Raw genomic sequence first — 25333 nt, forward strand, 5'->3', positions numbered from 1 at the left:
GGGCAGCGATGATGCTCACTCCACGAAGGGGAATGGCTGGTGCTACAGGCTTTTGCGACGCGGATCGGTGCCAATCTCGGAAAGGTCGGCAAGACCGCGCTGATCGCGGCGACACTGGCCTTGGCCTCCTGCTCGGGCGGCGAGAAGGTCGCCGAAAAGCGCACCGAATTCAGCATCGGCTGGTCGATCTACGCCGGCTGGATGCCTTGGCCCTATGCCCAGCAGGCCGGCATCGTGAAGAAGTGGGCCGACAAGTACCACATCAAGATCAACGTCGTGCAGGTGAACGATTACGTCGAATCGGTAAACCAGTACACCGCCGGCAAGTTCGACGGCGTCACCGTCGCCAACATGGACGCCCTCACCATCCCCGCCGCCGGTGGCAAGGACACGAGCGCGATCATCGTCGGCGATTATTCCAACGGCAATGACGGCATCCTGCTCAAGGGTGCAAACAGCCTCGCCGCGATCAAGGGCCGCCGGGTCTATCTCGCCGAGCTTTCGGTCTCGCACTATCTGCTCGCCCGCGCGCTCGGCAACAACGGCATGGCGCTGACCGACGTCAAGACGATCAACACCTCCGACGCCGACATCGTCGCCGCCTTCGCCTCGCCCGACGCCACCGCCGCCGTGGCATGGAACCCGCAGCTTTCGGTCATGGCCGCACAGCCCGGCGTCTCGAAGGTCTTCACCTCGGCCGACATCCCCGGCGAAATCCTCGATCTGCTGGTGGTCGATACCGCCACGCTCAAGGCCAACCCCGACCTCGGCAAGGCACTCGCGGGCATCTGGTACGATACGATGAAGGTGATGGTCGCGCAGGACGAGCAGGGCAAGCAGGCCCGCGCCGCCATGGCCAAGCTCGCCGGGACCACGCCCGAAGTCTTCGAAGCCCAGCTCAAGACCACCTTCCTCTACGCCCAGGCCAAGGATGCCGTCGCCGCCACGCAGGACGCAAAGCTCATCGAGACGATGACCCGCGTGCGCGATTTCAGCTTCTCCAAGGGCCTGTTCCCCGGAGCCTCCTCGGCCGATGCGGTCGGCATGGCCTTCCCCGGCGGCAAGACGCTCGGCGATCCGGCCCGCGTCACCCTGCGCTTCGACGACAGCTTCATGAAGCTTGCTGCCGACGGAAAGCTCTGATCCTCCAGATACTTCGGGACACCACCTCATGCGCTGGGTAAACCGCGAACCGGACCGGAAGCAGCGTCTCGCGCTCGGTGCCGTGCCGATGCTGCTGCTGGTCATCCTCTACCTCTTCGCCGCCTATGCCCGGCATGCGGTGAACCCGGCGGACAAGATCCTGCCCCTGCCCTCCGGCATGGCCACCGCGCTCTGGGCGCAGATGACCAAGGCCGACGTTCTCTCCGGCACCGTCGTGTTCTGGGCCGATACCCTCGCCAGCCTGCAGCGCCTCGGCCTCGGCCTTGCGATCGCCACGCTGATGGCGCTGCTGGTCGGACTCGTGCTCGGCGCCCTGCCCCCGGTCCGGGCCACGTTCGGGCCGCTGGTAACGGGCATAGCGGTGATCCCGCCCATCGCACTCCTGCCGATCCTGTTCGTAGCATTGGGCTTGGGTGAGACTGCCAAGGTCGCCCTGATCGTCATCGGCATCGCGCCCGTCATGATCCGCGACGTTGCCGGCCACGTCGGCACCTTGCCGCGCGAGATGCTGGCCAAGGCGCAGACGCTGGGCGCAGGCTCATGGCAGATCCTCATCCGCGTCGCCCTGCCCCAGGCCATGCCGCGCCTGATCCTCGCCCTGCGCCTCGCCCTCGGCCCGGCATGGGTGTTCCTGATCTCGGCAGAGGCCATCGCGTCCGACGTCGGCCTCGGCTACCGCATCTTCCTCGTCCGCCGCTATCTCGCGATGGACGTGATCATTCCCTACGTCGCATGGATTGCCCTGCTCGCCATCGCCATGGACTGGGGCCTCAAGACACTGAGCCAGAAGGCCTTCCCCTGGGCACACGGAGCAAGCCATTGAGCGCGCTCCTCTCCTTGCGCAACGTCTGGGTCGAATACGGCGACCGCGTCGTGCTCGAGAAGGTCGATCTTGACGTCGAGCAAGGCTCGTTCGTCTCGGTCGTCGGCCCCTCGGGCGCGGGCAAGAGCACCTTCCTGCGCGTCGTCCTTGGACAGGAAGTGCCAACGTCCGGCATCATCACCCTCGATGGCGAGCCGCTGGCCCGCGAATGCGGCCCCGATCGCGGGGTGGTGTTCCAGCGCTACTCGGTGTTCCCGCATCTCACCGTTCTGCAGAACGTGATGTTCGGCCTTGAATGCACCAAGGCTCCGCTACTCGCACGCCTGTTCGGCGATGCGAAAAAGCGCGCCGCCGCCGAAGCCACCGCCATGCTCCAGGCGGTCGGCTTGGGTGATAGCCTGAACCTCTACCCTTCGCAGATGTCCGGCGGCATGCAGCAGCGCCTCGCCATCGCCCAGGCCCTGATCATGCGCCCACGCATCCTCCTGCTCGACGAGCCCTTCGGCGCGCTCGATCCCGGCATCCGGGCCGACATGCACGTGCTGATCCGCCAGCTGTGGCAGGACTTCGGCCTGACCATCATCATGGTCACGCACGACATCAAGGAAGCCTTCTCGCTCGGCACCCGCGTCCTCGCGCTCGACAAGCGCCGCCACGATCCCCACGCCCCGCACCGCTACGGCGCGACGGCGGTCTACGATCTGGAACTGCGCAAGGACGCGCCGACGCCCGAGCCGGAACCGGAAGCGGCATGATGTCCAGCGAACCCGCCAGCCTCGCCCGCCTCAGCATGAGCCTGCCTGCCGATCTGTTCCGCAAGCTCGACATGATGGTCGAGGAACGCCAGCTCCCCTCGCGCTCGCAACTCATCGCCGAACTGATCCGCCACGCTCTTGCCGCCCACGAGGCCTTGACCCGTCCGGACGAGATCCTCGCTGGCACGATCACCCTCGTCTATCGTGGTGACCGGGGCCGCGTCCGCCAGCAACTCGCCGGCACGCAGGCCGATTTCCAGACCGAAGTTATCTCCACCCAGCACGTCTTCCTCAAGGACGACCAGTCGCTGGAAGTCCTGCTCGTGCAAGGCCCCGCCGCCCGGCTCAAGGGTCTGGCCGATGCCCTGCGCCGCGTGCGCGGGGTCCAGCAGCTCCAGCTTGTCACCACCACCGCCCTGCTGCCGCCTCTGTCAGAGGCCGGCCCCGGATCGAAGAAAGGAGCCGCCGCATGACCGACGCGCCCACCTCAACATTGGCCAATCCCAACGCTGCCCGCGATCACGCCCGTTCGATGGCGGGAACGGTCGTGGAATCCATGCCGATCCTCCCGCCGGTCGCAGCCGACGTGCCGAAAGGCGTGAGCCCAGACGACCTGCTCTGGGAAGAAACCGTCGCCCCCGGCGGTTACGCCACGCGCCGCATCGCCCGCGGCACCCGCCTGCGCCTGATCGACGTCAAGGGCGACGCCTGCGCTTCCCTCAACATCTTCAACGCCGAAATGCCGACCGAGCGCCTGAACTTCGCCGATACGGTCAAGGTCCAGTGGAACGCTTACCTCTGCACCGGCAAGCTCCTGCTGTCCGACATGGGCCGCGTGCTGATGAGCATCGAGGCTGACGATGCGGCCACGCACGACTGCTTTTCCGGCACCTCGAACGCCGCCACCAACGCCGCCAAGTACGGCGAAGGCCGCAACAGCGGCGCCTATCCCAACGGGCGCGACCGCTTCCTCCTCGGTGCCGCCAAGCACGGCCTCGGTCGCCGCGATGTCCACCCCTGCATCACCCTGTTCAAGGGCACCCGCATCGAGGACGATGGCACCATCACCCCGCTCGTCGGCCCCTATGCGCCGGGCCGCAGCGTGATCCTGCGCGCCGAGATGGACGTGATAGTCGTTGTCACCAACGTCCCGCATGTCCTTGATCCAAGGCCGGAATACAGCGTCACCCCTTTGCGCCTCACGGCATGGCGCGGGCCGGTGACCAGCGAAGCCGACCCCATCCGCAACGCGACGCCGGAGGGCCAGCGCGCCTTCCTCAACGTCGAAGACTACTACCGCCGCTGAAAAGGACAGGCCTCATGACCGATCCCCACCTCTCCGGCCTTTCCGGCAGCATCGTCCACGACGAGATCATCCCTGCCCGCGCGCCCTGGGCCCACCACGTCAAGCAGGGCGAGACGCTGCGCATCGTCGATCTCGAAGGCAACCAGGCGGTCGACTTCCTGATCTACAGCGCCGCCGACGATTCCGAACGCTACAGCGCGCAGGATACCGTGGCGGCACAGGGCAACCTGTTCCTGCGCGAAGGCACCGTGCTGCTCTCGAACGAAGGCCGTCCGCTGATGACCATCACCGGCAGCGCGGTCGAATACCACGACACCATCGGCGGCGCCTGTTCCTGTGAATCCAACACCTTGCGCTACGGACATCACACCAAGTCGCAACATGCCTGTGTCGAGAACTTCCTTGAAGCCAACCTCTGGGAAGGCCGCGGAAAGCGCGACATCGTCTCCAACATCAATTTCTTCATGAACGTGCCGGTCGAGGCTGACGGCGCATTGGGCATCGTCGACGGCATCTCCGCCCCCGGCCTGACGGTGGACCTGCGCGCCGAGATGGACGTCATCGTCGTCGTCTCCAACTGCCCGCAGATCAACAACCCCTGCAACGCCTTCAATCCCACCCCCGTCCGCATGATCGTCGTCGCATGACCGCCGCTCCCGCTTTCGATACGGTCCTTATCGCCAATCGCGGCGCCATCGCCACGCGCATAATCCGCACCTTGCGCAAGATGGGCCTGCGCTCGGTCGCGGTCTACTCCGAAGCTGACGAAGCCTCGCTCCACGTCGCGCAGGCGGACGAAGCCGTGTGCATCGGCGGCGCGCGTCCGTCGGAAAGCTACCTCAACATCGCCGCGATCATCGAAGCGGCCAAGCGCACCGGCGCGGGCGCGATCCACCCCGGCTACGGCTTCCTTTCCGAAAACACCGAATTCGCCGCCGCTTGCGCCGAAGCAGGGATCGTCTTCATCGGCCCCACGCCCGACAACATCCGCACCTTCGGCCTCAAGCACAGCGCCCGCGAACTCGCCGCCGCCCATGGCGTCCCGCTCGCGCCGGGCAGCGACCTGCTGACCAGCGAGGACGAAGCCCTCGCCGCAGCCGAGGCCATCGGCTTCCCGATCATGCTCAAGGCCACTGCGGGCGGCGGCGGCATCGGCATGCGTGTGTGCGAGAACGCAGACGACATCCGCGAAGGCTTCGCCGCCGTCGCTCGCCTTGGCCAGAGCAATTTCGGCGATGCCGGGGTGTTTCTCGAACGTTTCGTCCGCCGCGCCCGCCACGTCGAAGTGCAGATCTTCGGCGATGGCCAGGGCCGCGTCGTCGCCCTGGGCGAGCGCGACTGCTCGCTCCAGCGCCGCAACCAGAAGGTTGTCGAAGAAGCCCCCGCGCCGCTCCTGCCCGCAGAGGTCCGCCAAGCGCTCTACACCGCCGCGATCCGCTTGGGCGAAGCGGCCCGCTACCGCTCGGCAGGCACCGTAGAATTCCTCTACGATTCCGAGCGCAAGGAGTTCTTTTTCCTCGAAATGAACACCCGCCTGCAGGTCGAACACGGCGTGACCGAAATGGTCATGGGCGTCGATCTGGTGGAATGGATGATCCGCGGCGCCGGCGGCGACTACAGCTTCCTCGATACCGCCCCGACCACCCCCAGCGGCCACTCGGTCCAGATCCGCCTCTACGCCGAAGACCCCGCGCTCGATTACCGCCCTACATCCGGCACCCTGACCTGCGTCGAGTTCCCCGACGACATCCGCGCCGAAACCTGGGTCATGGCGGGAACCGAAATCAGCGCCTGGTACGATCCCATGCTCGCCAAGCTGATCGTCCACGCCCCCACCCGCGCCGAAGCCGTCATTGCCATGCAGCAGGCGCTCGCGAAGTCCCGCGTCGATGGCATCGAGACCAACCTGCGCTGGCTGCGCAGCGTCGTCGCCGCACCGGCCTTCACTTCAGGTGAAGTCTCAACCCGTACGCTTGAAGACGTTGTTTTCAAGCCACAATCCATCCGCGTACTAAGCGGCGGCACCGCCACCACCGTGCAGGACTGGCCCGGCCGCCAGCACCTCTGGGCAGTCGGCGTTCCCCCCTCCGGCCCGATGGACGACCAGTCCTTCCGCCTCGGCAACCGCCTGCTCGGCAATCCCGAAGGCACCGCCGGACTGGAGATGACCGTCACCGGCCCCACCCTCCAGTTCGCCGCCCCGGCCACCCTCTGCCTGACCGGCGCGGACTTCGGCGCAACGCTCGATGGCCAACTAGTCGCTCACGGCCAGCCTTTCGCGGTTGAGGCCGGGCAAACGCTCAGCATCGGCAGGGCAAAAGGCGGCGGCATGCGCGGCTACTTGCTCGTCGCTGGCGGCTTCGACATCGCCCCCTATCTCGGCAGCCGCAGCACCTTCGAACTCGGCCAGTTCGGCGGCCACGCCGCGCGCCGCCTCGTCGCAGGTGACGTGCTCCACCTCGCCAACGAACCGACCGGCGATCCACTCGCCCCGCCAGCCCTGCCCGCACTCCCCACCGACTGGTGCGTGCGCGTGCTCTATGGCCCGCACGGCGCGCCGGACTTCTTCACCGAGGCCGACATCGACATGGTGGTCACCGCCGAATGGCAGGTCCACTACAACTCCAACCGCACCGGCGTCCGCCTCGTCGGCCCCAAGCCGGAGTGGGCGCGGCGCGATGGCGGCGAGGCCGGTCTGCACCCGTCGAACATCCACGACAACGCCTATGCCATTGGCGCGGTGGATTTTACCGGCGACATGCCGATCATCCTCGGCCCCGATGGCCCTTCCCTCGGCGGCTTCGTCTGCCCCTTCGTGGTCATCGCGGCAGACCGCTGGAAGATCGGCCAGCTCGTCCCCGGAGACCGCGTCCGCTTCGTCCCAGTCACCATGGACGAGGCCACCGCCGCCGACCGCGCCCAGCAGGAATACCTCGCCTGCGGGGCCAAGCCCCCATCGAGCCGCCCCTGCGATGCCGCCACGCAGACGCCGATCCTTGCCACAATACCCGAAGGACATGGCCGCCCCGGCGTGGTCTACCGCCAGCAGGGCGATCGCAACATCCTCGTCGAATACGGCCCGCTGGTGCTCGATCTCGAACTGCGCATCCGCGTCCACGCGCTGATGACCGAGCTGGAGCGCATGGCCCTGCCCGGCGTGATCGACGTCGTTCCCGGCATCCGCTCGCTGCAGCTGCACTTCGACGGCCGCAGCCTGACGCAGGCGCAGGCCCTCGCCGCGCTTATGGCCGCCGAAGAAGGCCTCGGCGATCTCGAGGACTTCGCCATCCCCTCGCGCATCGTCCACCTGCCGCTCAGCTGGCGCGATCCCGCCACGATCGAGACCATCGAGAAGTACATGAGCGCGGTGCGCGACGATGCGCCGTGGTGCCCGGACAACATCGAATTCATCCGCCGCATCAACGGTTTGCCCGACGCTGCTGCGGTCGAGAATCTGATCTTCGAAGCCAGCTACCTCGTCATGGGCCTGGGTGACGTCTACCTCGGCGCGCCAGTCGCCACCCCGGTCGATCCGCGCCACCGCCTCGTCACCACCAAGTACAACCCGGCCCGCACCTGGACGCCGCCCAACGTCGTCGGCATCGGCGGGGCATACATGTGCATCTACGGCATGGAAGGCCCCGGGGGCTACCAGCTGTTCGGCCGCACCGTGCAGGTGTGGAACACGCATCGCCAGACGGCGGACTTCATCGAAGGCAAGCCCTGGCTTCTGCGCTTCTTCGACCAGATCCGCTTCTATCCGGTCAGCGCCGAGGAACTGGCCGAATGGCGCCGCGATTTCCCCAGCGGCAAGCGCGCTTTGAGGATCGAACCATCCGAATTCCGACTGTCCGACTACCGCAGGTTCCTGACCGACAACGCCGAGGACATCGCCGCCTTCGAAGCCCGCCGCACCGCCGCCTTCGATGCAGAGCGCGCGGAATGGGAACGTCGCGGCGAGTTCGACCGCGTCAACGCGCTCACCGAAAGCGAGACCCCGGCGGAAGACGCAGTAGAGGTGCCCGAAGGCGCAGACCTCATCGAAGCGCCCTTCGGCGGCAGCGTGTGGAAGCTGCTCGTCCAGCCCGGAGACACCATTGCGGCGGGCGAGACCATCGCGGTGATCGAGGCGATGAAGATGGAATGCCCGGTCGAAAGCCCCGGCGCGGGTACGGTCGCCGCGCTCTACATCAAGGAGCGCCAGCCGCTGCAGCCCGGCACTCCCATGCTGGCCCTGCGGAGGAGCGCATGACCACGCTCGACCGCCGCAGCGCCGCCGCCATCGCCGCCGGGGTCAATGCCGGCACCACCAGCGCGGTCAGCGTGATCGAGGATACCCTCGCCCGCATCGCCGCCTACGATGCGATCCAGCCGCAAGTGTGGATCAGCCTCGCGTCGGTCGAGGACCTGCTCGCTCAGGCCAGCGCCATCGATGCGCGGGTGGCTGCAGGGGAGGTCCTGCCGCTCGCGGGCGTGCCCTACGCCGCCAAGGACAATATCGACGTCGCGGGCCTCGAAACCACCGCCGCCTGCCCCGCCTTCGCCTATGCGCCAGCCGAAGACGCCACCGTTATCGCGCGCCTCAAGGCAGCAGGCGCGATCTGCGTCGGCAAGACCAACCTCGACCAGTTCGCCACCGGCCTCGTCGGCACGCGCAGCCCCTATGGCGTGCCCCGCAACGCCTACAACCGCGACTATGTCAGCGGCGGCTCCAGTTCCGGCTCGGCCATCGCGGTTGCCGCAGGCCTCGTGCCCATCGCGCTCGGCACCGACACCGCCGGCTCGGGCCGCGTGCCTGCCGCGTTCAACCACCTGATTGGCTTCAAGCCCACCAAGGGCCGCTGGAGCACCAAGGGCCTCGTCCCGGCCTGTCGCTCCATCGACTGCATCACCGTCTTCGCCAGCGACACCACCGACGCCCGCCTGGTCGACCACACGCTGGCCGGGTTCGACGCGGGCGATCCATGGTCGCGCGCACTCTCCGACACCGCGCTCACGCCTAAACGCATCGGCGTGCCCCGCCGCGATCAGCGCGCCTTCTTCGGCGATAGCGAGTCCGAATTCTTCTACGACCGCGCCCTCGCCACGCTGGCGCAGAGCGCCGAAGTGGTCGAGATTGACATCGCCCCGCTGCTCGAAGCCGCGCAACTGCTCTACGGCGGTCCGTGGGTGGCCGAACGCACTGCCGCCATCGCGAAGCTGCTGAAGGACAATCCTGAAGCCGTCGACCCCACCGTCCGCACCGTGGTCGAAGCCGGTTGGGGCAAGACCGCCGTCGAACTGTGGAACGGCGTGTACCGCATGGCCGAACTGAAGCGCCATGCCGACCAGCTGTGGGAGAGCGTCGACATGCTAGCCTTCCCCACCACCGGCACGACTTATCGCGTTGCCGAACTGGCGGTCGCCCCGGTCGCGCTCAACAGCAACCTCGGGTTCTACACCAACTTCGTGAACCTGCTCGACATGGCCGCCGTCGCCGTGCCCGCAGGCGTGCGCCACAACGGCACCGGCTTCGGCATCACCCTGATCGGCCCCGCCGCCACCGACCGCGCCTTGCTCAACGCCGCCGATGCCTGGCTCGAAGCGGCCAACCTCACTCCCCCACCCCCGCTCGATCTGGAGGGCAAGATGCAGACCGTGAAACTGGCCGTCGTCGGCGCACACCTCGAAGGCATGCCGCTGCACTGGCAACTGACCTCGCGCGATGCGAAGTTCGTCGGCGCCTTCGAGACCGCCCCCACCTACAAGCTCTACGCCATCGCCAACAGCACGCCGCCCAAGCCCGCGCTGGTGTTTGATGAAGGCGGCGCGGCGATAAAGCTGGAGGTCTATGAACTCGGCCTCGCCGAATTCGGCAGCTTCACCGTCGAAGTTCCCGCACCGCTCGCCATTGGCACGGTAACTTTGGCAGATGGCACCAGCGTCAAGGGCTTCGTCGCCGAACCGCGCGCGCTTGCCGGTGCCGAGGACATTACGCACCTTGGCGGATGGCGCGCCTACATCGCTTCGCGTAGCTGAGTGGCTGGAAGGAATCCCATGCTCCGCAAACTGCTTCTCGCCGCCGCAGCCCTCGCACCAGCACTCGCCCACGCGCAGGTCGAACAGTCGCAGACCGTCCCCGGTTTCGCCGATTTCCTCGCCGTCGATGGCGATGCCGTCTGGGCCACCAATCGCGGCAAGGTGGAAAAGTGGTCACGCACCGGCAAGCTCGCCGAAGTCGCGATTGCCCGGCCCTGCGGCGCGATGACCGTGGCGTTCGGCTCGTTGTGGGTCGCCAACTGCGCCGATGGCTCGCTGGTGCGGATCGATCTTGAAACCGCGAAGATCACCGCCACGATCCCCACGGGCATCGCCAACCAGAAGCAGGGCGAGCTCATCGTCGCCAATGGCGCTGGCTCGATCTGGCTGGCGAGCAAGCCGGAAGGCGCCGTCGCCCGCGTCGATCCGGAGACCAACAGCGTCCTCGCCTCGATCCCGGTCGATGCCGACACCTGGTATGTGACCTTCGGCTATGACGCGGTCTGGGCGGTCAGCGCCACGAAGCAGACGCTGCAGAAGATCGATCCCGCCACCAACACCGTCGTCGCCCGCGCCGCCCTCGGCACGATGCCGGGCTTCCTTGCCGCGGGCGAAGGCGGTGTGTGGGTGCAGGAACAGGGCGACGGCACGCTCGTCCGCGCCGATCCGGCGACCGGGCAGGTCGTTGGTCGGGTCAAGGTCGGTGCCAACCTCAAGTGGGGCGATATCGATACCGGCGGCGGCAAGGTCTGGCTGCGCACCACCGACGATCAGGTCTGGGCGGCAATCGACCCCAAGACCATGACCGTCGCCCAGCGTGGCGGCAAGCCTGCAGGAAGCGGCGCGCTGCGCTACACGCCCAAGGGCATCTGGACCTCGGCACACGACGTCCACACGCTGTCGTGGTGGCCAGTCGCGCAATTGAACACTCCGCCCAAGCCCTGATTCCCCCCCGGTGCGCCAGTTTCCTAACACAGGTTTGCATTACCAGTCGGACACGCCGCCGACGCGACAATTTCGATGCGTTTTCAAGGTTCGGAGGCGTTGCGGGGATTGCCAGACGGCCAAACTCGGGCAAGATGATCGCGCGTAGCCATCAGGCCGCGTGATCGCTTGCCGAAAGGGCAATGGGGGATGCAATCCGGTCGCCAGGAAGGCGAGGCACACCTGTTCGGCCGATGGCCGTTCTCGCTGTGCCACGTCTTCATCGGACGGCCACTGCCAGGAGTGCTGTCCGCCCTCGCGCTGATCGCCGTCGCGCTGGTGGTTCGCCTTGCCATGGGCACGCCGCCACCGGCACCGCTCCTGCCGTTCTATCCCGCCATCGTCATCGCCACGTTCCTCGGCGGTCGCATCCCCGGCTACACTGCCGCGGTGCTCGCATGGCTTGGCGCCGGCTTTCTGTTCCTGCGCCCCGGCGCGGAAGTGGCGCTGCAATCGGGAGCGCCGCTGGCGATGCTGGTCTACATACCCAGCACGATCATCGTGCTGGAAGTGGTCCATTCGCTGTGCACCAGCGCGATGAGCCTGATTGCCGCCAAGGAGCAGTTGGAACGCGAAGGGCGGGAACAGGCCGAACAGAAGGCCCACCTGCTCGGCGTGATCGACGAGTTGCAGGCGATCTATGACGAAGCCCCCGTGGGTCTCGGCCTGCTCGATGCCGATCTGAAGTTCGCCCGCATCAACACCGCGCTCGCCGAGATGAACGGCTTTCCGGTGGACCAGCACATCGGAAAGTCGGTGTGGGAGCTTGTCCCCGATCTCAAGAATTCGGCTGAACCGCTGCTGCGATCCGTCATGGACAGCGGCGAAGTGATGCGCGGGGTCGAGATAACCGGCGAAACGCCCGCGCTGCCCGGCGTGCAGCGGACCTGGTCCGAAGTGTTCTACCCCGTCCACGGCCCGGACGGCCTGCGCCGCGGCGTAGGCATTTTCTGTGTCGAGATTACCGATCTCAAGCGGGCGCGCGAACGCGAGGACCTGCTAACCCGCGAGGTCGACCACCGGGCCAAGAACCTGCTCGCCGTCGTGCAGTCCATCGTCCAGATGATGAAGGCCCAAGGCACCGTGGCCGAGTTCAAGGACGCCTTGATCGGCCGCATTTCGGCGATCAGCCGCGCGCACAGCCACCTGTCGGAAAACCGCTGGAACGGCGTGCGTCTCCAATCCCTGATCGATGACGAACTGACGCCCTATGGCATATCGTTCGCACTGGCCGACGAGGCGAGCAAGGTCGTCCTCAAATCGAGCACCGCCCAGGCACTCGGCATGGTCCTGCACGAACTCGCGACGAACTCTGCGAAGTACGGTGCGTTGTCGACCGATGGCACGGTCGAGGTCACCTGCACCAGTCCCGGTCTTGAAGGCGATGCGATGCTGCTGCGCTGGACCGAAACCGGCGGTCCGCCCGTGGCCGAGCCAAAGACACGCGGTTTCGGTACGCGCCTGATCGAACGCTCGGTAACCCACGGCATCGGGGGAACGCTCGATTACCAGTTCCGCCCCGAAGGCGTGTTCTGCTCGATCGGCATTCCCCGGACGGCGCTGAGCTAGGGTCAGGACCTATTACTCACGCCTTCGAGGTTTGAGGCAAAATGGCCCAGCGCAAGGCGGATGGGCGCAGGAATAGTGGTTCTATTTCTAGCCCATCCAACGTAGCGATGGGCCATTTTGGTCAAATCCCCCCCGGGACGCCGGAATGGCTTCCATCTCGAACGGAAATCCGCTTGGAAAGGCAACCAGCCTTCCCGGCGCGCATTTCCGCCCGATATGTTCGCCATTCCGGCGCCTCGAAGGCGTGAGTAATAGGTCCTGACCCTAGATCATGCGCGGGCTGCCGGCACTATGCCCGCCGTTGCGCCGCAGGACATCGCTGACCTGACCGCTGTCGGCAAAGTCATCCTCTACCGTGACCAGCACGGCACCGTCCTTCATCCGGTCGTTGTAGTAGGTCGCATCGGCCTCATCGATGCCATGCTTGGTCAGCACTTCGTTGAGCGAGCCGCCGATTGCGCCCAGCGCCGCGCCGATGCCGATGGCTTCCGGCACCGCCGAGGCGGCAATCGCTCCGGCAGCCGCCAGCGGGCCGACGCCGGGAATGGCCAGCGCCGCCACACCGAGGCCGGCACCCAGCGCACCGCCGCCGATGATCCCGCGCAGCACGTTGCGGTGATGCTCGTCGGTCACCTCGCCATCGCCCGACCGGGTCGTGGTGGTGCCACCGTGATGCGCGATCACCGACATCTGCGTGTCACGCACGCCAAGCTCGCGCAGGTCGCTCACCGCGCGTTCGGCCTGGGCGTGGGTATCGAATATGGCGGATGCGGGCATCGTGAACTCTCCTCTGGGATTGGAACCCGAGGAAGCGCCCGCAGACAGGTGCGTTCCCGCCCGAAGGACCAGACGAGCCCGCGCTGCGATGGTGGCGCCGGAGCAATCCTGCGCCACCAACATGGATCAATGATTGGAGATGTGCGTGCCGAGATGCTTGCCAGCGAGATAGCCGAAGGTCAGCCCCGGACCGAGCGTGCCACCCGCACCGCCATAGACCTCGCCCAGCACCGCCGCCATGGCATTGCCCGCCGCATAGAGTCCCGGGATCGCGTTGCCGCTCCAGTCGACGACCTGCCCATCGGCGTTGGTCTTCGGACCGCCCGCCGTACCGAGCGCACCTGCCTCCATCTTTACCGCATAGAACGGCCCCTGATCGATCACGCCCAGCGTGCGATAGGGCGGGTCGAACGCCATGTCGCCCCACATGTAGAAGTTGTCGTAAGTGCTGTCGCCCCGGTTGAAGTCATCGTCATGGCCGTTGCGCACCATCTGGTTGAACCGCGCGACTTCGGCTTCGAGGCCCGCCGGATCGATGCCCGCCTTCTCCGCGAGTTCCGCCAGCGTCGCCGCCTCGATCGCATAGCCCGGCGTGGGTGAGCCGGGCTGCGAGTTGAACAGGGGATACTTGTCGCGATAGCGCTGGTCGATAATCAGCCAGTACGGCAGGTTGGCATATTCGTGCGTGCCGCCCTCGAAGGCATGGAGCGACTTGCCCAGCGCGTTGTAGTTCGCCGCCTCGTTGACGAAGCGCTTGCCCTTGCGGTTGACGAGGATCGCGCCGGGACGGGCGCGCTCGTCCGAACCCAGCATGTAGTTGGGCTTGGCATTGCGGTGCTGCGGCTTGAATTCCAGTGCGCTCTGCATCCAGAACGCGTTCTGCATGTTGCCGAGTTGCGCCCCTGCCTCGATCGCCATGAGCAGGCCGTCGCCTTCGTTCTCGGGCACGCTGACCGGGCCGGTGAGTGGTCCGCGGATGAAGGCCTTGACCAGCGTCTCGTTCCACTCGAACCCGCCGGTGGCGATCACCACGCCGCGCCGCGCCCGCACGCGGAAGTCCTTGCCGTTCTCGTCCTCGGCCACCACGCCGATGATGCGGTCACCGTCCTTGACCAGCTTGCGCGCGCGCTTCTCGAATTCGACCGGAATGCCGCGCTCGATCACGCCGAGGAACAGCGCGCCGACCAGCGCCTGCCCCAGCCCGCGATAGTCGCCTGCCTCGCGCTCGGCCAGCGTCGCCTCGTCGAGCGTGCCGCGCGTCGCCTCGATCAGGCTGCCGCGCAAGGGGTAGGCCATCTTGCTCGGGTTGACCCGCGCTGCCCACTTGCCCAGCCGCGCAAAGCTGAACGCCTCATTGTCGAGCGAGCGACCGCCATCGGGCTTGGCCCCCGGCGAATAGGGCTGATAGTCCGGGAAGTCGGAGAACGAGGCCATCCGCACCGGCGTATTGTCCTCGAGGAACCGCAGCATTTCCGGGCCGCCCTGCATAAATGCCCACAGCGTTTCAGGATCCAGCGCACCGGGCGCCAGACTGTCGAGGTAGGCCACGACATCCTCGTCGGACTCCTCGATCCCCGCCGCCAGCTGATGGTGGTTGCCCGGAATCCACAGCATCCCGCCCGACATCGCGGTTGTGCCACCGACCATGCCGGAACGTTCGAGGATCACCACCTCCTTCGCGCCATGGTCATGCGCGGCAATCGCCGCCGTCAGCGCCGCCCCGCCCGAGCCAAGCACGACAACATCCGCCTCGCGGTCCCACAGCATCTCACCGCCACTCATCTGATTTCTCTCCGGAAAAATTCTTCTGTTGTTGATGTTGTCAGCGGCCCTGCCGCCCCTCGATCCAGTCATTCAGCACTTCATGGAAGAACCGGATGCGCGTCTCCTGATCGGAAAGATAGGCGTCGGTATACCCGCGCGAATGCATGCCTGCCTGCATCGCCTCGGCCAGTTCCATGTCCTGATAGACGATCTGTCCGGCCAGTTCCGGCACCCCGCGCCCGCCGTCGAATACGCGGTGCTCGCACTCGGCCACCTCGCGCAAGGGCTTCATGCCTGCCATGATCGACTGCACCTCGCTCTGCCCCTCCACCGGAAAGGCCATGCACCACAGGTCGAAGTAGCACTTCTCCGGATCGGTCGGGTGCGGTTCGCTGCGGAACAGGATCAGGTTGTCGGGCAGGAAGCTGATCGTCACGTTGGGGAACATCACCGTGTGCGGGCTGTCGGTGATCTCCTCGTCGTCCATGTGCTCGTAGTGGAGATAGCCCTTCTCCCGCCACAGCTTCTGCTTGGCGGCTTTCAGATCGAGCCAGCCCTGCATCGCGAAGTCCTCGTACGTGGCGTAGGAGGCAGGATCGATGTCCCACTTCGCAAGCTCCGCCTCGAACATGGCATTGCCGCCGCCCTCGGGCCGGTCGGTGAGCGAGGGGCGCATCGGCTGCACCGTGCGGCCATGGCCCTTCGGCCACATCTCGTGCCGCGCGGAATCCACGTCCTGATCGATCCACGGCGGCACTTGCGGGTGCGCGGTGCGGGTGTGGTAGCTCTCAGAGAAGTTGTCGGTGACGAACTTCCAGTTGGCGTTGATCTCGATCCGGTACCACGCCACCCGCACGGCCTTGGCCATCGGGTAGTTCTTGTACAACTCGGGCATCGGCTCGAGGAAGTCCATCAACGAAGGACTGTCGTCCGACATCGAATACCACACGAACCCGCCCCAGGTGTCGCAGCGCAGTTCCTTCAGCTTCAGCTTGCCGCAGGGGTTGCCTGCCTTGAAATCGACATCGGCGTCCTGGGCATGGGCCAGCACCCCGTCGATGCCCCACTTCCAGCCGTGATAGGGGCAGTGAAACGCCTCTACCGAGCTGGAATCATGCACCATCCGCATGCCGCGATGGCCGCAGGAATTGTAGAACGCACGGACCGAACCATCCTCCTGGCGGACCGCAATCACCGATTCCTTCATGAAGTTATGGACGAGGAAATCGCCCGCCTCGGGAATGTCGGCGGTGCGCCCGGCGATGTGCCAGATGCGCGTCCACATGTGGTCCCATTCCTTCTGCGCGAACTCGGCGGAGAAGTAGCGGTCACCGGTGATCGCATCGCCGCGCAGGTGCGAAGGATCGCGCCCGTCCATCGGCAGGGGAACATGTCCACGAAGGCTCATGCGTGTTCTCCTCAAGCCGCCCAGTGGGCGTGGACCGGGTCCTGCGGCCCGAAGCAGCCCCGGTTGGTCAGCGCCTCGTAGAAGCCGTCGCGCTCCATCGTCGATTCATGCGAATGGCTCCAGTCGGCCACGAAGGTCCGGCTCTGGATCAGCCAGCGCCCGTCGCGGCGGACATAGCGGTCGATATAGCGCCCGCCGGTCAGCACTTCGGTGCCTGCCTGCACCATTTGCGCGATCACGTAATGCTCGCCCACCGCTTCATCGCCGCGCACGTCGACCCATTCGTTGGCCACCGAATGGAAGCACATCTCCAGATTGCCGGAGACGAACGCAGTGATCTCGCGGGCAAAGTCCTTGCCCGATCCGTTGACCACGCCCGAAATCACCGTGGAGTCCTCGGTGAAGATCGAGGCGAGCAATTCGGCATCGGCCCGGTCCACCCCGCGCGCATAGGCCATGCACAAGTCGTGGATCTCGGCGCGGGCGAGCGCTGCATCAAGAGCGGCTTCCCGGTTCTGGGTCGTGGTCATCGTGGTGTTCCTTGCACTTGCGGCGTGGAAGGCGAGCAGCGCCCGGCCCGGATCGGCGGCGCCCTTGCCGCCTGCGGGGACGAAATGTTCAAAGCCTGTCGGCGGATCGGCGCGCGCGGCGCTGCTCGGACGGTTCACATTGCCGTCGAGCACATAGGTCCGATGGCTCAGCCGCCACTCCCCGTCGCGACACTCGTGCCGGTCAAGGTAGCGCCCCAGCACGAACCGCTGCAGCTCCGCTTCCTCGACATAGGCGATCACATACGATTCCGAAGTCGCCCGCTCGCCATCGACCCTGATCCAGCAGTTGGACGTGCGATGCAGCGTCGGCAGCGCCCCCCTCTGCGCCCCGGCCAGAATCTCCACCAGCGTCGCGGCAGGCCCGGCATAGAACCCGTAATCCACCGTCGCATCGGCATGATAGGCCGACCCCAGCAAATTGGCATCCGCCCGATCCACACCCCGGCTGTGATTGGCCAGCGCATTGAGAATGCCATGGCGCGCGATCAGATCGTCGGCAGTCAACACCGTCCCGGCACTCCACTCTCCCGGCCCTTTGAATTCAGGACCTTGCTTTGAGCCACGGGAAAATCCGGCAGCCTTGCCGGTTTCATCGCAGAGGGGAACGGCCAATGCCTACTGGCGCTTTTGGCAGGATAGCGCGGATCAAGGCGATCCCTGCCCTTATCACAAAGCGCAAAAGGGCAGGATCAGCGGCAGCTGTCCGGAACGCTCTTCAAAATCGGCCGATCAGGAACCGACGCCGTTGCTCGATTGCGCACAAGGAAGCTATTGAACCCCATGAGCAGCCCATCCATTGAGAAATTGTGGTCGAGTCTTTGGTCAGCCCGCTTTGGCTTCGAGGACGTTCGACTACGTTTCGAACTTGGCGGCGAAGAGTTTGATAACACTGCACAGCCAGTTCCTCGTTTTCTTCAGGCGCACCGTCGGGCATCGGCCATCGCCGACGCGCTTTTCTCTGAAAACTGCACAGGCGTTGTGGCTTGGAACGGCCTCCTGCCAAATCAGACTGGTCTCCCTGAAGAAGTGAAAGACGGATTCGTGGCTCTTCAGTCCAGCGGATTTGATGCGCCACAGATCAGCGAATGGCAGGCAAGCCTTTATCCGGATCCCGACGATGAGAGTGAAGTCTGGGACATCCGCAGCTACGATCTGGGTCCTGACAAGAACGCCCGCGACGCCCTTCTGTGGCATGCGATAGCATCAGAAATGCCCATCTTTCCTAGCGCTCCAGTCGTTACCTTTCTGATCGACCCCAAAAAGTCTGTCATGCTGCACGTTTATGATGATCGCGGAATGGATGTTAGTGCTTATGATTCCGCAGCACTTCACGGGGTTTACTCTGGCTTTGCAGACTGGCTCCTCGACTACGATCGTGAGCGTATGTCGAAGCTGTTCTGACACTTGAGCGACCGGTGCTTCGCGCCCGAAAGGCGCGCATCCGGCCCCCACCTCAAACCCCGTCGTCCCGGACTTGATCCGGGACCCCGCTTTTCTGGCACCAAAGCGCGCACGCGAAGGAAAAAGCGCAAGCCCGGGAAGACGTAAAAGGAGGCGAACGCCCTCTCACCCGATCATCATCAAACTCGCATTGCCCCCCGCCGCGGTCGTGTTGATCGAGGTCGAGACCTCCTCCAGCAACCAGTCGCAATTCCACGCCAGCGGCACGCCCGGATCGGCCGCGTGGACGGTGACGATCGGCCCGTCCAGCGCCGCCACCTCGGCCAGTACCGCCCGCACCCGCTCCGCCCCGCCCTCGACCAGCGCGACCGACGCGCCTTGCGCATCGCCCGCAAACCGCCGCGCCACGCTCTCGGGCAACCCGCTAGGCAGGCTCATCCCGCGCACCACCCCGCGATTGCCGGTGGCGAGCACCGCCGCCATCTGCTCGAGCAAGCCGTCCTCGCTCACCGCATGCAGCACCACCACCCCGCGCGGATGCAGCGCATAGAGATTGCGCTCGCCCACCGGCCCCGCCAGCTCCAGTTCCGCCCCCAGCGCCGAGGCATCGGCATAGCGCCGCGCCTTGCGCGCCAGTTCGGCCTTGCCCTGCGCGTCGAGCCAGTCGGCAAAGTCGTGCACCGCGACGGACACGCGGCCCCCACGCGCGGCGAACACCGGCGCGCGCCGCACCAGTCGCCCGAGATAGAGCGGCCCGCCCGCCTTCGGCCCCGTTCCCGAAAGCCCGCGCCCGCCGAACGGCTGCACGCCGACAATCGCGCCGATCACGTTGCGGTTGATGTAGATATTGCCCACCCGAACGCGCGCGGTGACGTTCGCCACGGTCTCGTCCAGCCGCGTGTGCAGTCCGAAGGTCAGGCCATAGCCGCTGGCGTTGATGTCGTCGATCAGCCGGTTCAGCCCCTCGCGCCGGAAGCGCAACACGTGCAGCACCGGCCCGAACACCTCGCGCCCAAGGTCCGCCATGCTGTCGATCTCGATCACCGTCGGCGCGACGAACGTGCCATGTGCGCAATCCTCGGGCAGCGCCACCTGGCTCACCTTGTGCCCCCGCGCCCGCATCGCTTCGATGTGCCGCGCGATATTGCCCTGCGCCTCCGCCGTGATCACCGGTCCGACATCGACATTCAGCGCATCGGTCCGCCCGATCCGCAACTCTTGCAGCGCGCCCTTGAGCATCGCCAGCGTGCGGTCGGCCACTTCCTCCTGCATGCACAGCACCCGCAGCGCCGAACACCTCTGCCCCGCGCTGTCGAAGGCCGAAGCGATGACATCGGCCACCACCTGCTCGGCCAGCGCCGAACTGTCGACCACCATCGCGTTCTGCCCGCCGGTCTCGGCGATCAGCGGGATCGGCCTGCCATCTGCGGTGAGCCTGCCCGCCAGTTGCCGCTGGATCAGCCGCGCCACCTCGGTCGATCCGGTGAACATCACCCCCGCCGTCTGCTCGGCAGCCACCAGCGCCGCGCCGATCGCGCCATCGCCGCAGACCAGTTGCAGCGCGTCCTCGGGCACCCCCGCCTCGTGCAGCAGGCGCACTGCCTCGGCGGCGATCAGCGGCGTCTCCTCGGCAGGCTTGGCCAGCACCGCATTGCCCGCCACCAGCGCCGCCGCAACTTGGCCGGTGAAGATCGCCAGCGGGAAATTCCACGGGCTGATGCACACCACAGGCCCCAGCGGCACTTGCGCCGCGCCGAAAGTGCTGCGCGCCTGCGCCGCATAATAGCGCAGGAAATCAATCGCCTCGCGCACTTCGGCAATGGCATTGGGCAGGGACTTGCCCGCCTCGCGCATGATCAGGCCGAGCAGCATCGGCATCCGCGCCTGCATCGCACTCGCCGCCCGCTCAAGCCTTGCCGCCCGGCTTGCCACCGGCTCATCCGCCCACCGCGAAGCCGCCGCCCGCGCCACCGCAGCTACCGCCTCCTCAGCCGAAACCTCCGCCACATGCCCGACAACATCGCGATGGTCGGCAGGACTTAGCACCACCCGCCTCTCGCCTTCCCCCGCGCTCCAGTCCACTGCAGCACTGGCCTGCAACTCGCGCGTCAGCCCCTCCAGCACCGCCTCTGAAGCCAGATCCAGCCCTCCCGAATTGCGGCGGTCCGCATAGAGATCGCACGGCAGCGCAATCCCGTCATGCCGCGCCCCCGGCTGCGGCATCGCCCGCACCACCTCCACCGGATCGGCCACCAGCTCCGCCACCGGTACCGCCGCATCGCCAATCCGGTTGACGAAGCTGCTGTTCGCCCCGTTCTCCAGCAAGCGCCGCACGAGGTAGGCCAGCAGCGTCTCATGCGTCCCCACCGGCGCATAGATGCGGCACGGTCGGTCCAGCTTGTCCGCGCCGACCACCTGCCGGTACAGCGGCTCGCCCATCCCGTGCAGGCACTGGAACTCATAGTCCTCAGACCGATAATCCGGCCCGGCAAGATGATAGATCGTCGCCAGCGTCTGCGCATTATGCGTGGCAAACTGCGGGAACACCGCATCGGGCGCGGCCAGCAGCTTGCGCGCACAGGCTATGTAGGCAACGTCGGTATGGACCTTGCGGGTGTAGACCGGAAAGTCCTCCAGCCCCTCCACTTGCGCGCGCTTGATCTCGGCGTCCCAGTACGCTCCCTTGACCAGCCGCACCATCATCCGCCGCCCTGCGCGCCGCGCCAGATCGACGATCCAGTCGATCACCATCGGGCAACGCTTGCCATAGGCCTGGATCACGAAGCCCAGCCCCTGCCAGCCCGCCAGCTCGGGATCGGTCGCCAGGCTCTCCAGCAGGTCGAGCGAAAGCTCCAGCCGGTCCGCCTCCTCGGCATCGATGTTCAGCCCGATGTCATAGGTCATGCACAGCTTGGCGAGCGCCTTCACCCTCGGCAGCAGCTCGTCCATCACCCGGTCCGCCTGCGCCCGCGAATAGCGCGGATGCAGCGCCGAAAGCTTGATCGAGATGCCCGGCCCTTCGATGATGCCCCGGCCTGCCGAAGCCGCGCCGATCACGTGGATCGCCTTCTCGTAGTCGGCGTAATAGCGCGCCGCATCCGCCGCCGTCGTCGCGGCCTCGCCCAGCATGTCGTAGCTGTAGCGGAAGCCCTTTGCCTCAAGCTCACGCGCCCGGCCGACCGCCTGCTCGATCGTCTCGCCGGTCACGAACTGCTCGCCCATCATGCGCATGGCCAGGTCCACGCCGCGCCGGATCACCGGCTCCCCGGCCCGCGCCACCAGCCGCGTCAGCGCCGCGCCCAGGCCCCGATCGTCGACGCTGCTCACCAGCTTGCCGGTCACCGCCAGCCCCCACGAAGCCGCGTTGACGAACAGCGAGCGTCCGCCGCCAAGGTGCGCGCTCCAGTCGCCATCGGCGATCTTGTCACGGATCAGCGCATCGCGCGTCGCGGTGTCGGGAATGCGCAGCAGCGCTTCGGCCAGACACATCAGCGCCACGCCCTCCTCGCTGGAGAGTGAATATTCCTGCACCAGTCCTTCCACGCCCGTGCCGCGATGCTCTTGGCGCAGCGCCGTCACCAACCGGCTTGCCGTCGCACGAATGTCCGCGCGCATGTCGCCGGGCAGCGTCGCCGCACGCAGCAAGGGCGCGAGCGCCTCGGCCTCGTCGATCCGCGCCGCAGCGGTAATCGCGCGGCGCAGCGGCGTGGCAGGGCGGACAGGCGGGGCGAACGAGGCGAATGGCGTGCTCATGCGCATTGACATACCACGAGGCCACGCGGCAATCTGACCGAACAGGCTCCACAGATAGGACCATTTGCCTTTTAATCCGGCCTTGGAAGGACGATAATGCACAGAACAGGCCTGACATCGGTCGATCTGGACGACTATGACCGCAAGATCCTCAAGGCCCTCCAGGCCGACGGCCGCATCCCCGTCACCGCGCTTGCCGAGAAGGTCGGCCTCTCCAAGACCCCCTGCCAGGTCCGCCTCAAGCGTCTGGTCGAAGGCGGCGTGATCCGCGGCTTCGCGGCCCAGGTCGATTACGCCCGCCTCGGCATGGACCACGTGGCCTTCGCCGAAGTGAAACTGTCCGACACCCGCGACAAGGCCCTCGCCGAATTCAACGCCGGCGTCCTGCGCATCCCCGAAATCGAGGAATGCCACATGATCGCCAGCAGCTTCGACTACCTGCTGAAAGTGCGCACACCAGACATCCGCCGCTATCGCACGGTGCTGGGAGAGAAGATCTCCGCCCTGCCGCACGTGGCGAGCACATCGACCTTCGTGGCGATGGAGACGGTCAAGGAGTAGAGCGGGGTGGAGAAGGAGAGAAAGCAAGAGAGTGAAAGGCCTGCGGCGTAGCCGCTCCCAAACCTCATCTTCTTCTCTGGGCTCTCTGCTCTCTCTGCGCCTCTGCGCGAAACCCCTTCCCCCCTCGTCATTCCCGCGCTGGCGGGAATCCAGCGACAAGCAACACCGTCGCCCCGCGACGTCAAACCTTGTGCCATCTGGATTCCCGCCTGCGCGGGAATGACGAGAGGGGTGGGCAAGCACCTTGACAAAACAAACCATATAGGTTATATGCCCCGCCACAGGTCAGGAGAGGGCACAAGGCCAACCCGCTCCTCTCCCTTCGGAAGCTGAAGCTGTGTGCTGATGCTTCCGGCGCGATCGGTGCGGCAGGTACTCGCGGGTTCAATGCGGGGCGTTAAGCCCAAGACCCACCGGGCAATCCCTGCCGTTACCCAAGGACAGACAGGACACCCCAGGGCTGATAGCACGGCGCCGAACCCTGAGCGACGCTGCGGATGCGGAACCCGCCATGACTTGCGTGACGAAGTCTGCGCAAACGACAGGTTCTTTTCACGCAGCCGCTTGCCAGAAGCCAAAGCAGCCCCGCGAGCCGCTGCCACAGCTTCGTCCTGTCACATATGTCCGCCCTCAGGCTGAGCCGACCAGGGGCCCGGAACCGCCCCCCGGCCATTCGCAACCGGTCCCGCGCCCTCCCCGCGCGTGCCGCAACGGCACCCGCACCGGTCGCGCGATCTGTGCTTATCCCTCCGGCGTTACCGTCCGCACTCGCCAGCGGATGAGGCTTCATATCACGTATCCCGCTCATCCTGAGCTTGTCGAAGGATGCCCACCCCCAACCCCTCCCGCCTGCGGGAGGGGAGACAAGCGCAGCGTCTTGCCCTCCCGCAGGCGGGAGGGCCGCGAGACTTACTGAACGCAGTGAAGTTAGTCGCAGCGGGGTGGGCAAGCAGCGCCGCGCCAGACATATCTCACGCAAAGCCGCAAAGACGCAAAGATGTCACGTCCGCCGCAGGCGTCCGACATCCCCGACACGCCCCGATGCACAAGCACCGTAACCCCAAAGTGCAACATCTTCGCGCCTTTGCGGCTTTGCGTGACTATCATAAAGAACGACGCGGCCGACGCAGCGCGAAATCGGAAAGCTACTCCGCCGCCGCCAAGGCCTGCGCCAGGTCCGCCACAATGTCATCGCGATGCTCGATCCCGATCGACAGCCGCACCGTCGAATCGCGCACGCCGAACTTGTCGCGCAAGTCCGCCGGCACACCCGAATGCGTGGTTGTCGCAGGATGGCTCGCCAATGACTCCGTACCGCCAAGGCTCACCGCCAGCTTGAAGATCTGCAGCGCATTGAGAAAGCGGAACGCCGCCGGTTGCCCGCCGCAAATGTCGAACGAGAACGTGGATCCCGCCCCGCCGCACTGCCGCGCGAACACCTCAGCCTCCGCCGAACCACTTTCCGCAAACAGTGGCGAGGCCACGCTCTCCACCGCCGCATGGCCTTTGAGGAACTCCGCCGCCGCCACCGCATTGGCATTGGCCCGCTCCATCCGCAGCCCCAGCGTTTCCAATGAACGCCCCAGCATCCAGCAGCTGTGCGCATCAAGCTGCGTGCCGATCGCGCTGCGCAGCAACCGCACCTCGCGCATCAGCTTCGCCGACCCCAGCGCCGCGCCTGCCACCAGATCGGAATGCCCGCCGACGTACTTGGTCAGCGAATAGACCGAGATGTCCGCCCCGTGCTGCAGCGGCTGCTGGTACACCGGCCCGAGCAGCGTGTTGTCGCACACCAGCAGCGGTCGCTTCCCTTGCCGCTCTCCAATGGCCGCACACACCCGCGCCACCATCGCGATATCGACCAGCGCGTTGGTCGGATTGGCCGGCGTCTCGATCATCACCAGCCCCACGCTCCCGCGCGCCAGTGCCCGCTCCGCCGCATCCATGACCGCGCTTTCGCTCAGCCCATCGGAAAAGCCTTCCGCCCCGATGCCGAGATTGGCGAAGGTTTTCGCCAGCAGCGTCTCGGTCCCGCCGTAGAGCGGCTGCGAATGCAGGATCACCTCGCCCGGCTTCACGAAGGCCAGCAGCGTCGTGGTGATCGCCGCCATGCCGGAAGAGAACACCACGCCTGCCTCCGCCCCTTCGTAGACCGCCAGCCGGTCCTCCACGATCTCGCTGTTGGGGTGGTTGAAGCGCGAATAGACGAGGCCCCGCCCCTGCCCCGGCGGCGGCTCCTTGCGCCCTGCCACGTAGTCGAAGAAGTCGCGCCCCTCCTCCGCTGTCGGGAACACGAAGGTCGAGGTCAGGAACACCGGCGGCTTCACCGCGCCTTCGGACAGGTGCGGATCGTAACCATAGTTGAGCATCAGCGTCTCGGGATGCAGTGCATGGTTGCCGATCGCGGTCTTGCTCTCGCGCGGTGCGTTCATCGTATCCTCCTCCGGTCCATGTCGATCTTGCGCGATACAACGCGCGAGCGTTCGACCGGTTGCATGG

The 25333-nt window shown here is 66.2% G+C and carries 18 protein-coding genes; 12 read left to right on the top strand and 6 right to left on the bottom strand.

All coding sequences use genetic code 11. The features are described 5' to 3' along the window. The first annotated feature begins 63 nt into the window (after positions 1 to 63). The 10 genes from I2488_RS14595 to I2488_RS14640 all read left to right on the top strand — a co-directional run bounded on the left by I2488_RS14595 (position 64) and on the right by I2488_RS14640 (position 12619). Positions 64 to 1143, top strand: coding sequence for a putative urea ABC transporter substrate-binding protein (locus tag I2488_RS14595; RefSeq protein WP_196276586.1), 1080 nt, complete (start codon positions 64 to 66; stop codon positions 1141 to 1143). Between the two features lie 28 nt (positions 1144 to 1171). After that, positions 1172 to 1987, top strand: coding sequence for an ABC transporter permease (locus I2488_RS14600; protein WP_196276550.1), 816 nt, complete (start codon positions 1172 to 1174; stop codon positions 1985 to 1987). Then, complete coding sequence (locus I2488_RS14605) at positions 1984 to 2742, top strand: ABC transporter ATP-binding protein (protein ID WP_196276551.1); 759 nt, start codon at positions 1984 to 1986, stop codon at positions 2740 to 2742. Before I2488_RS14600 ends, I2488_RS14605 begins: the two co-directional genes overlap by 4 nt. Further along, positions 2742 to 3215, top strand: coding sequence for a CopG family ribbon-helix-helix protein (locus tag I2488_RS14610; RefSeq protein WP_062347447.1), 474 nt, complete (start codon positions 2742 to 2744; stop codon positions 3213 to 3215). Before I2488_RS14605 ends, I2488_RS14610 begins: the two co-directional genes overlap by 1 nt. Continuing rightward, the gene (locus tag I2488_RS14615) at positions 3212 to 4048 is read left to right on the top strand and encodes an urea amidolyase associated protein UAAP1 (RefSeq protein ID WP_196276552.1); all 837 of its coding nucleotides are present in this window, start codon (positions 3212 to 3214) and stop codon (positions 4046 to 4048) included. Before I2488_RS14610 ends, I2488_RS14615 begins: the two co-directional genes overlap by 4 nt. Before the next feature lie 14 nt (positions 4049 to 4062). Continuing rightward, positions 4063 to 4695 carry an urea amidolyase associated protein UAAP2 gene (locus tag I2488_RS14620; RefSeq protein WP_196276553.1) on the top strand — a complete coding sequence of 211 codons (633 nt, stop codon included), beginning with the start codon at positions 4063 to 4065 and terminating at the stop codon, positions 4693 to 4695. Continuing rightward, the gene (gene uca, locus I2488_RS14625) at positions 4692 to 8300 is read left to right on the top strand and encodes an urea carboxylase (protein WP_196276554.1); all 3609 of its coding nucleotides are present in this window, start codon (positions 4692 to 4694) and stop codon (positions 8298 to 8300) included. Before I2488_RS14620 ends, uca begins: the two co-directional genes overlap by 4 nt. Then, the gene (gene atzF / locus I2488_RS14630; protein ID WP_196276555.1) at positions 8297 to 10066 is read left to right on the top strand and encodes an allophanate hydrolase; all 1770 of its coding nucleotides are present in this window, start codon (positions 8297 to 8299) and stop codon (positions 10064 to 10066) included. Before uca ends, atzF begins: the two co-directional genes overlap by 4 nt. A gap of 18 nt (positions 10067 to 10084) precedes the next feature. Then, positions 10085 to 11011, top strand: a complete 927-nt coding sequence (locus tag I2488_RS14635; protein ID WP_196276556.1) for a Vgb family protein — start codon at positions 10085 to 10087, stop codon at positions 11009 to 11011. Positions 11012 to 11200: 189 nt separating this feature from the next. Next, complete coding sequence (locus I2488_RS14640) at positions 11201 to 12619, top strand: sensor histidine kinase (RefSeq protein ID WP_196276557.1); 1419 nt, start codon at positions 11201 to 11203, stop codon at positions 12617 to 12619. Positions 12620 to 12883: 264 nt separating this feature from the next. Here the strand turns inward: I2488_RS14640 and I2488_RS14645 are convergent, their stop codons facing one another. The 4 genes from I2488_RS14645 to I2488_RS14660 form a co-directional block, all read right to left on the bottom strand. Continuing rightward, the gene (locus tag I2488_RS14645; protein WP_196276558.1) at positions 12884 to 13396 is read right to left on the bottom strand and encodes a hypothetical protein; all 513 of its coding nucleotides are present in this window, start codon (positions 13394 to 13396) and stop codon (positions 12884 to 12886) included. Positions 13397 to 13522: 126 nt separating this feature from the next. Then, a complete protein-coding gene (locus tag I2488_RS14650; RefSeq protein ID WP_196276559.1) occupies positions 13523 to 15178 on the bottom strand; it encodes an FAD-dependent oxidoreductase in 1656 nt (551 codons plus the stop codon). Positions 15179 to 15218: 40 nt separating this feature from the next. Then, positions 15219 to 16568 (bottom strand): aromatic ring-hydroxylating oxygenase subunit alpha, encoded by a 1350-nt coding sequence (locus I2488_RS14655; RefSeq protein ID WP_196276560.1) that lies wholly within the window; start codon positions 16566 to 16568, stop codon positions 15219 to 15221. Positions 16569 to 16579: 11 nt separating this feature from the next. Further along, positions 16580 to 17626, bottom strand: coding sequence for a nuclear transport factor 2 family protein (locus tag I2488_RS14660; protein WP_196276561.1), 1047 nt, complete (start codon positions 17624 to 17626; stop codon positions 16580 to 16582). A 273-nt stretch (positions 17627 to 17899) separates the two neighbouring features. Between I2488_RS14660 and I2488_RS14665 the strand changes: the two genes are divergently transcribed. Further along, positions 17900 to 18520: a DUF3885 domain-containing protein gene (locus tag I2488_RS14665; RefSeq protein WP_196276562.1), complete on the top strand. Its 621-nt coding sequence runs from the start codon at positions 17900 to 17902 to the stop codon at positions 18518 to 18520. Positions 18521 to 18685: 165 nt separating this feature from the next. Here I2488_RS14665 and putA read toward each other — a convergent pair whose 3' ends face one another. Beyond that, positions 18686 to 22279, bottom strand: a complete 3594-nt coding sequence (putA, locus tag I2488_RS14670; protein WP_196276563.1) for a trifunctional transcriptional regulator/proline dehydrogenase/L-glutamate gamma-semialdehyde dehydrogenase — start codon at positions 22277 to 22279, stop codon at positions 18686 to 18688. 90 nt (positions 22280 to 22369) lie between these two features. Here putA and I2488_RS14675 point away from each other — a divergent pair, with 90 nt between their 5' ends. Beyond that, complete coding sequence (locus I2488_RS14675) at positions 22370 to 22834, top strand: Lrp/AsnC family transcriptional regulator (RefSeq protein ID WP_196276564.1); 465 nt, start codon at positions 22370 to 22372, stop codon at positions 22832 to 22834. Positions 22835 to 23979: 1145 nt separating this feature from the next. On the opposite strand, the gene I2488_RS14680 is transcribed toward I2488_RS14675, so the two are convergent. Continuing rightward, complete coding sequence (locus I2488_RS14680; protein WP_196276565.1) at positions 23980 to 25266, bottom strand: cystathionine gamma-synthase family protein; 1287 nt, start codon at positions 25264 to 25266, stop codon at positions 23980 to 23982. Positions 25267 to 25333: the final 67 nt, after the last annotated feature.

The sequence above is a fragment of the Novosphingobium jiangmenense genome (assembly GCF_015694345.1).
In the GTDB taxonomy this organism is placed as follows: domain Bacteria; phylum Pseudomonadota; class Alphaproteobacteria; order Sphingomonadales; family Sphingomonadaceae; genus Novosphingobium; species Novosphingobium jiangmenense.

Bases quoted from the DNA above. Each gene is read 5' to 3' on its own strand.
- I2488_RS14610 (WP_062347447.1), top strand. From the start codon at position 2,742: ATGTCCAGCGAACCCGCCAGCCTCGCCCGCCTCAGCATGAGCCTGCCT.
- I2488_RS14640 (WP_196276557.1), top strand. From the start codon at position 11,201: ATGCAATCCGGTCGCCAGGAAGGCGAGGCACACCTGTTCGGCCGATGG.
- I2488_RS14665 (WP_196276562.1), top strand. From the start codon at position 17,900: ATGAGCAGCCCATCCATTGAGAAATTGTGGTCGAGTCTTTGGTCAGCC.
- I2488_RS14680 (WP_196276565.1), bottom strand. From the start codon at position 25,266: ATGAACGCACCGCGCGAGAGCAAGACCGCGATCGGCAACCATGCACTG.
- putA (WP_196276563.1), bottom strand. From the start codon at position 22,279: ATGCGCATGAGCACGCCATTCGCCTCGTTCGCCCCGCCTGTCCGCCCT.
- I2488_RS14655 (WP_196276560.1), bottom strand. From the start codon at position 16,568: ATGAGCCTTCGTGGACATGTTCCCCTGCCGATGGACGGGCGCGATCCT.
- I2488_RS14620 (WP_196276553.1), top strand. From the start codon at position 4,063: ATGACCGATCCCCACCTCTCCGGCCTTTCCGGCAGCATCGTCCACGAC.
- uca (WP_196276554.1), top strand. From the start codon at position 4,692: ATGACCGCCGCTCCCGCTTTCGATACGGTCCTTATCGCCAATCGCGGC.
- I2488_RS14600 (WP_196276550.1), top strand. From the start codon at position 1,172: ATGCGCTGGGTAAACCGCGAACCGGACCGGAAGCAGCGTCTCGCGCTC.
- I2488_RS14615 (WP_196276552.1), top strand. From the start codon at position 3,212: ATGACCGACGCGCCCACCTCAACATTGGCCAATCCCAACGCTGCCCGC.
- I2488_RS14645 (WP_196276558.1), bottom strand. From the start codon at position 13,396: ATGCCCGCATCCGCCATATTCGATACCCACGCCCAGGCCGAACGCGCG.
- I2488_RS14675 (WP_196276564.1), top strand. From the start codon at position 22,370: ATGCACAGAACAGGCCTGACATCGGTCGATCTGGACGACTATGACCGC.
- atzF (WP_196276555.1), top strand. From the start codon at position 8,297: ATGACCACGCTCGACCGCCGCAGCGCCGCCGCCATCGCCGCCGGGGTC.
- I2488_RS14635 (WP_196276556.1), top strand. From the start codon at position 10,085: ATGCTCCGCAAACTGCTTCTCGCCGCCGCAGCCCTCGCACCAGCACTC.
- I2488_RS14650 (WP_196276559.1), bottom strand. From the start codon at position 15,178: ATGAGTGGCGGTGAGATGCTGTGGGACCGCGAGGCGGATGTTGTCGTG.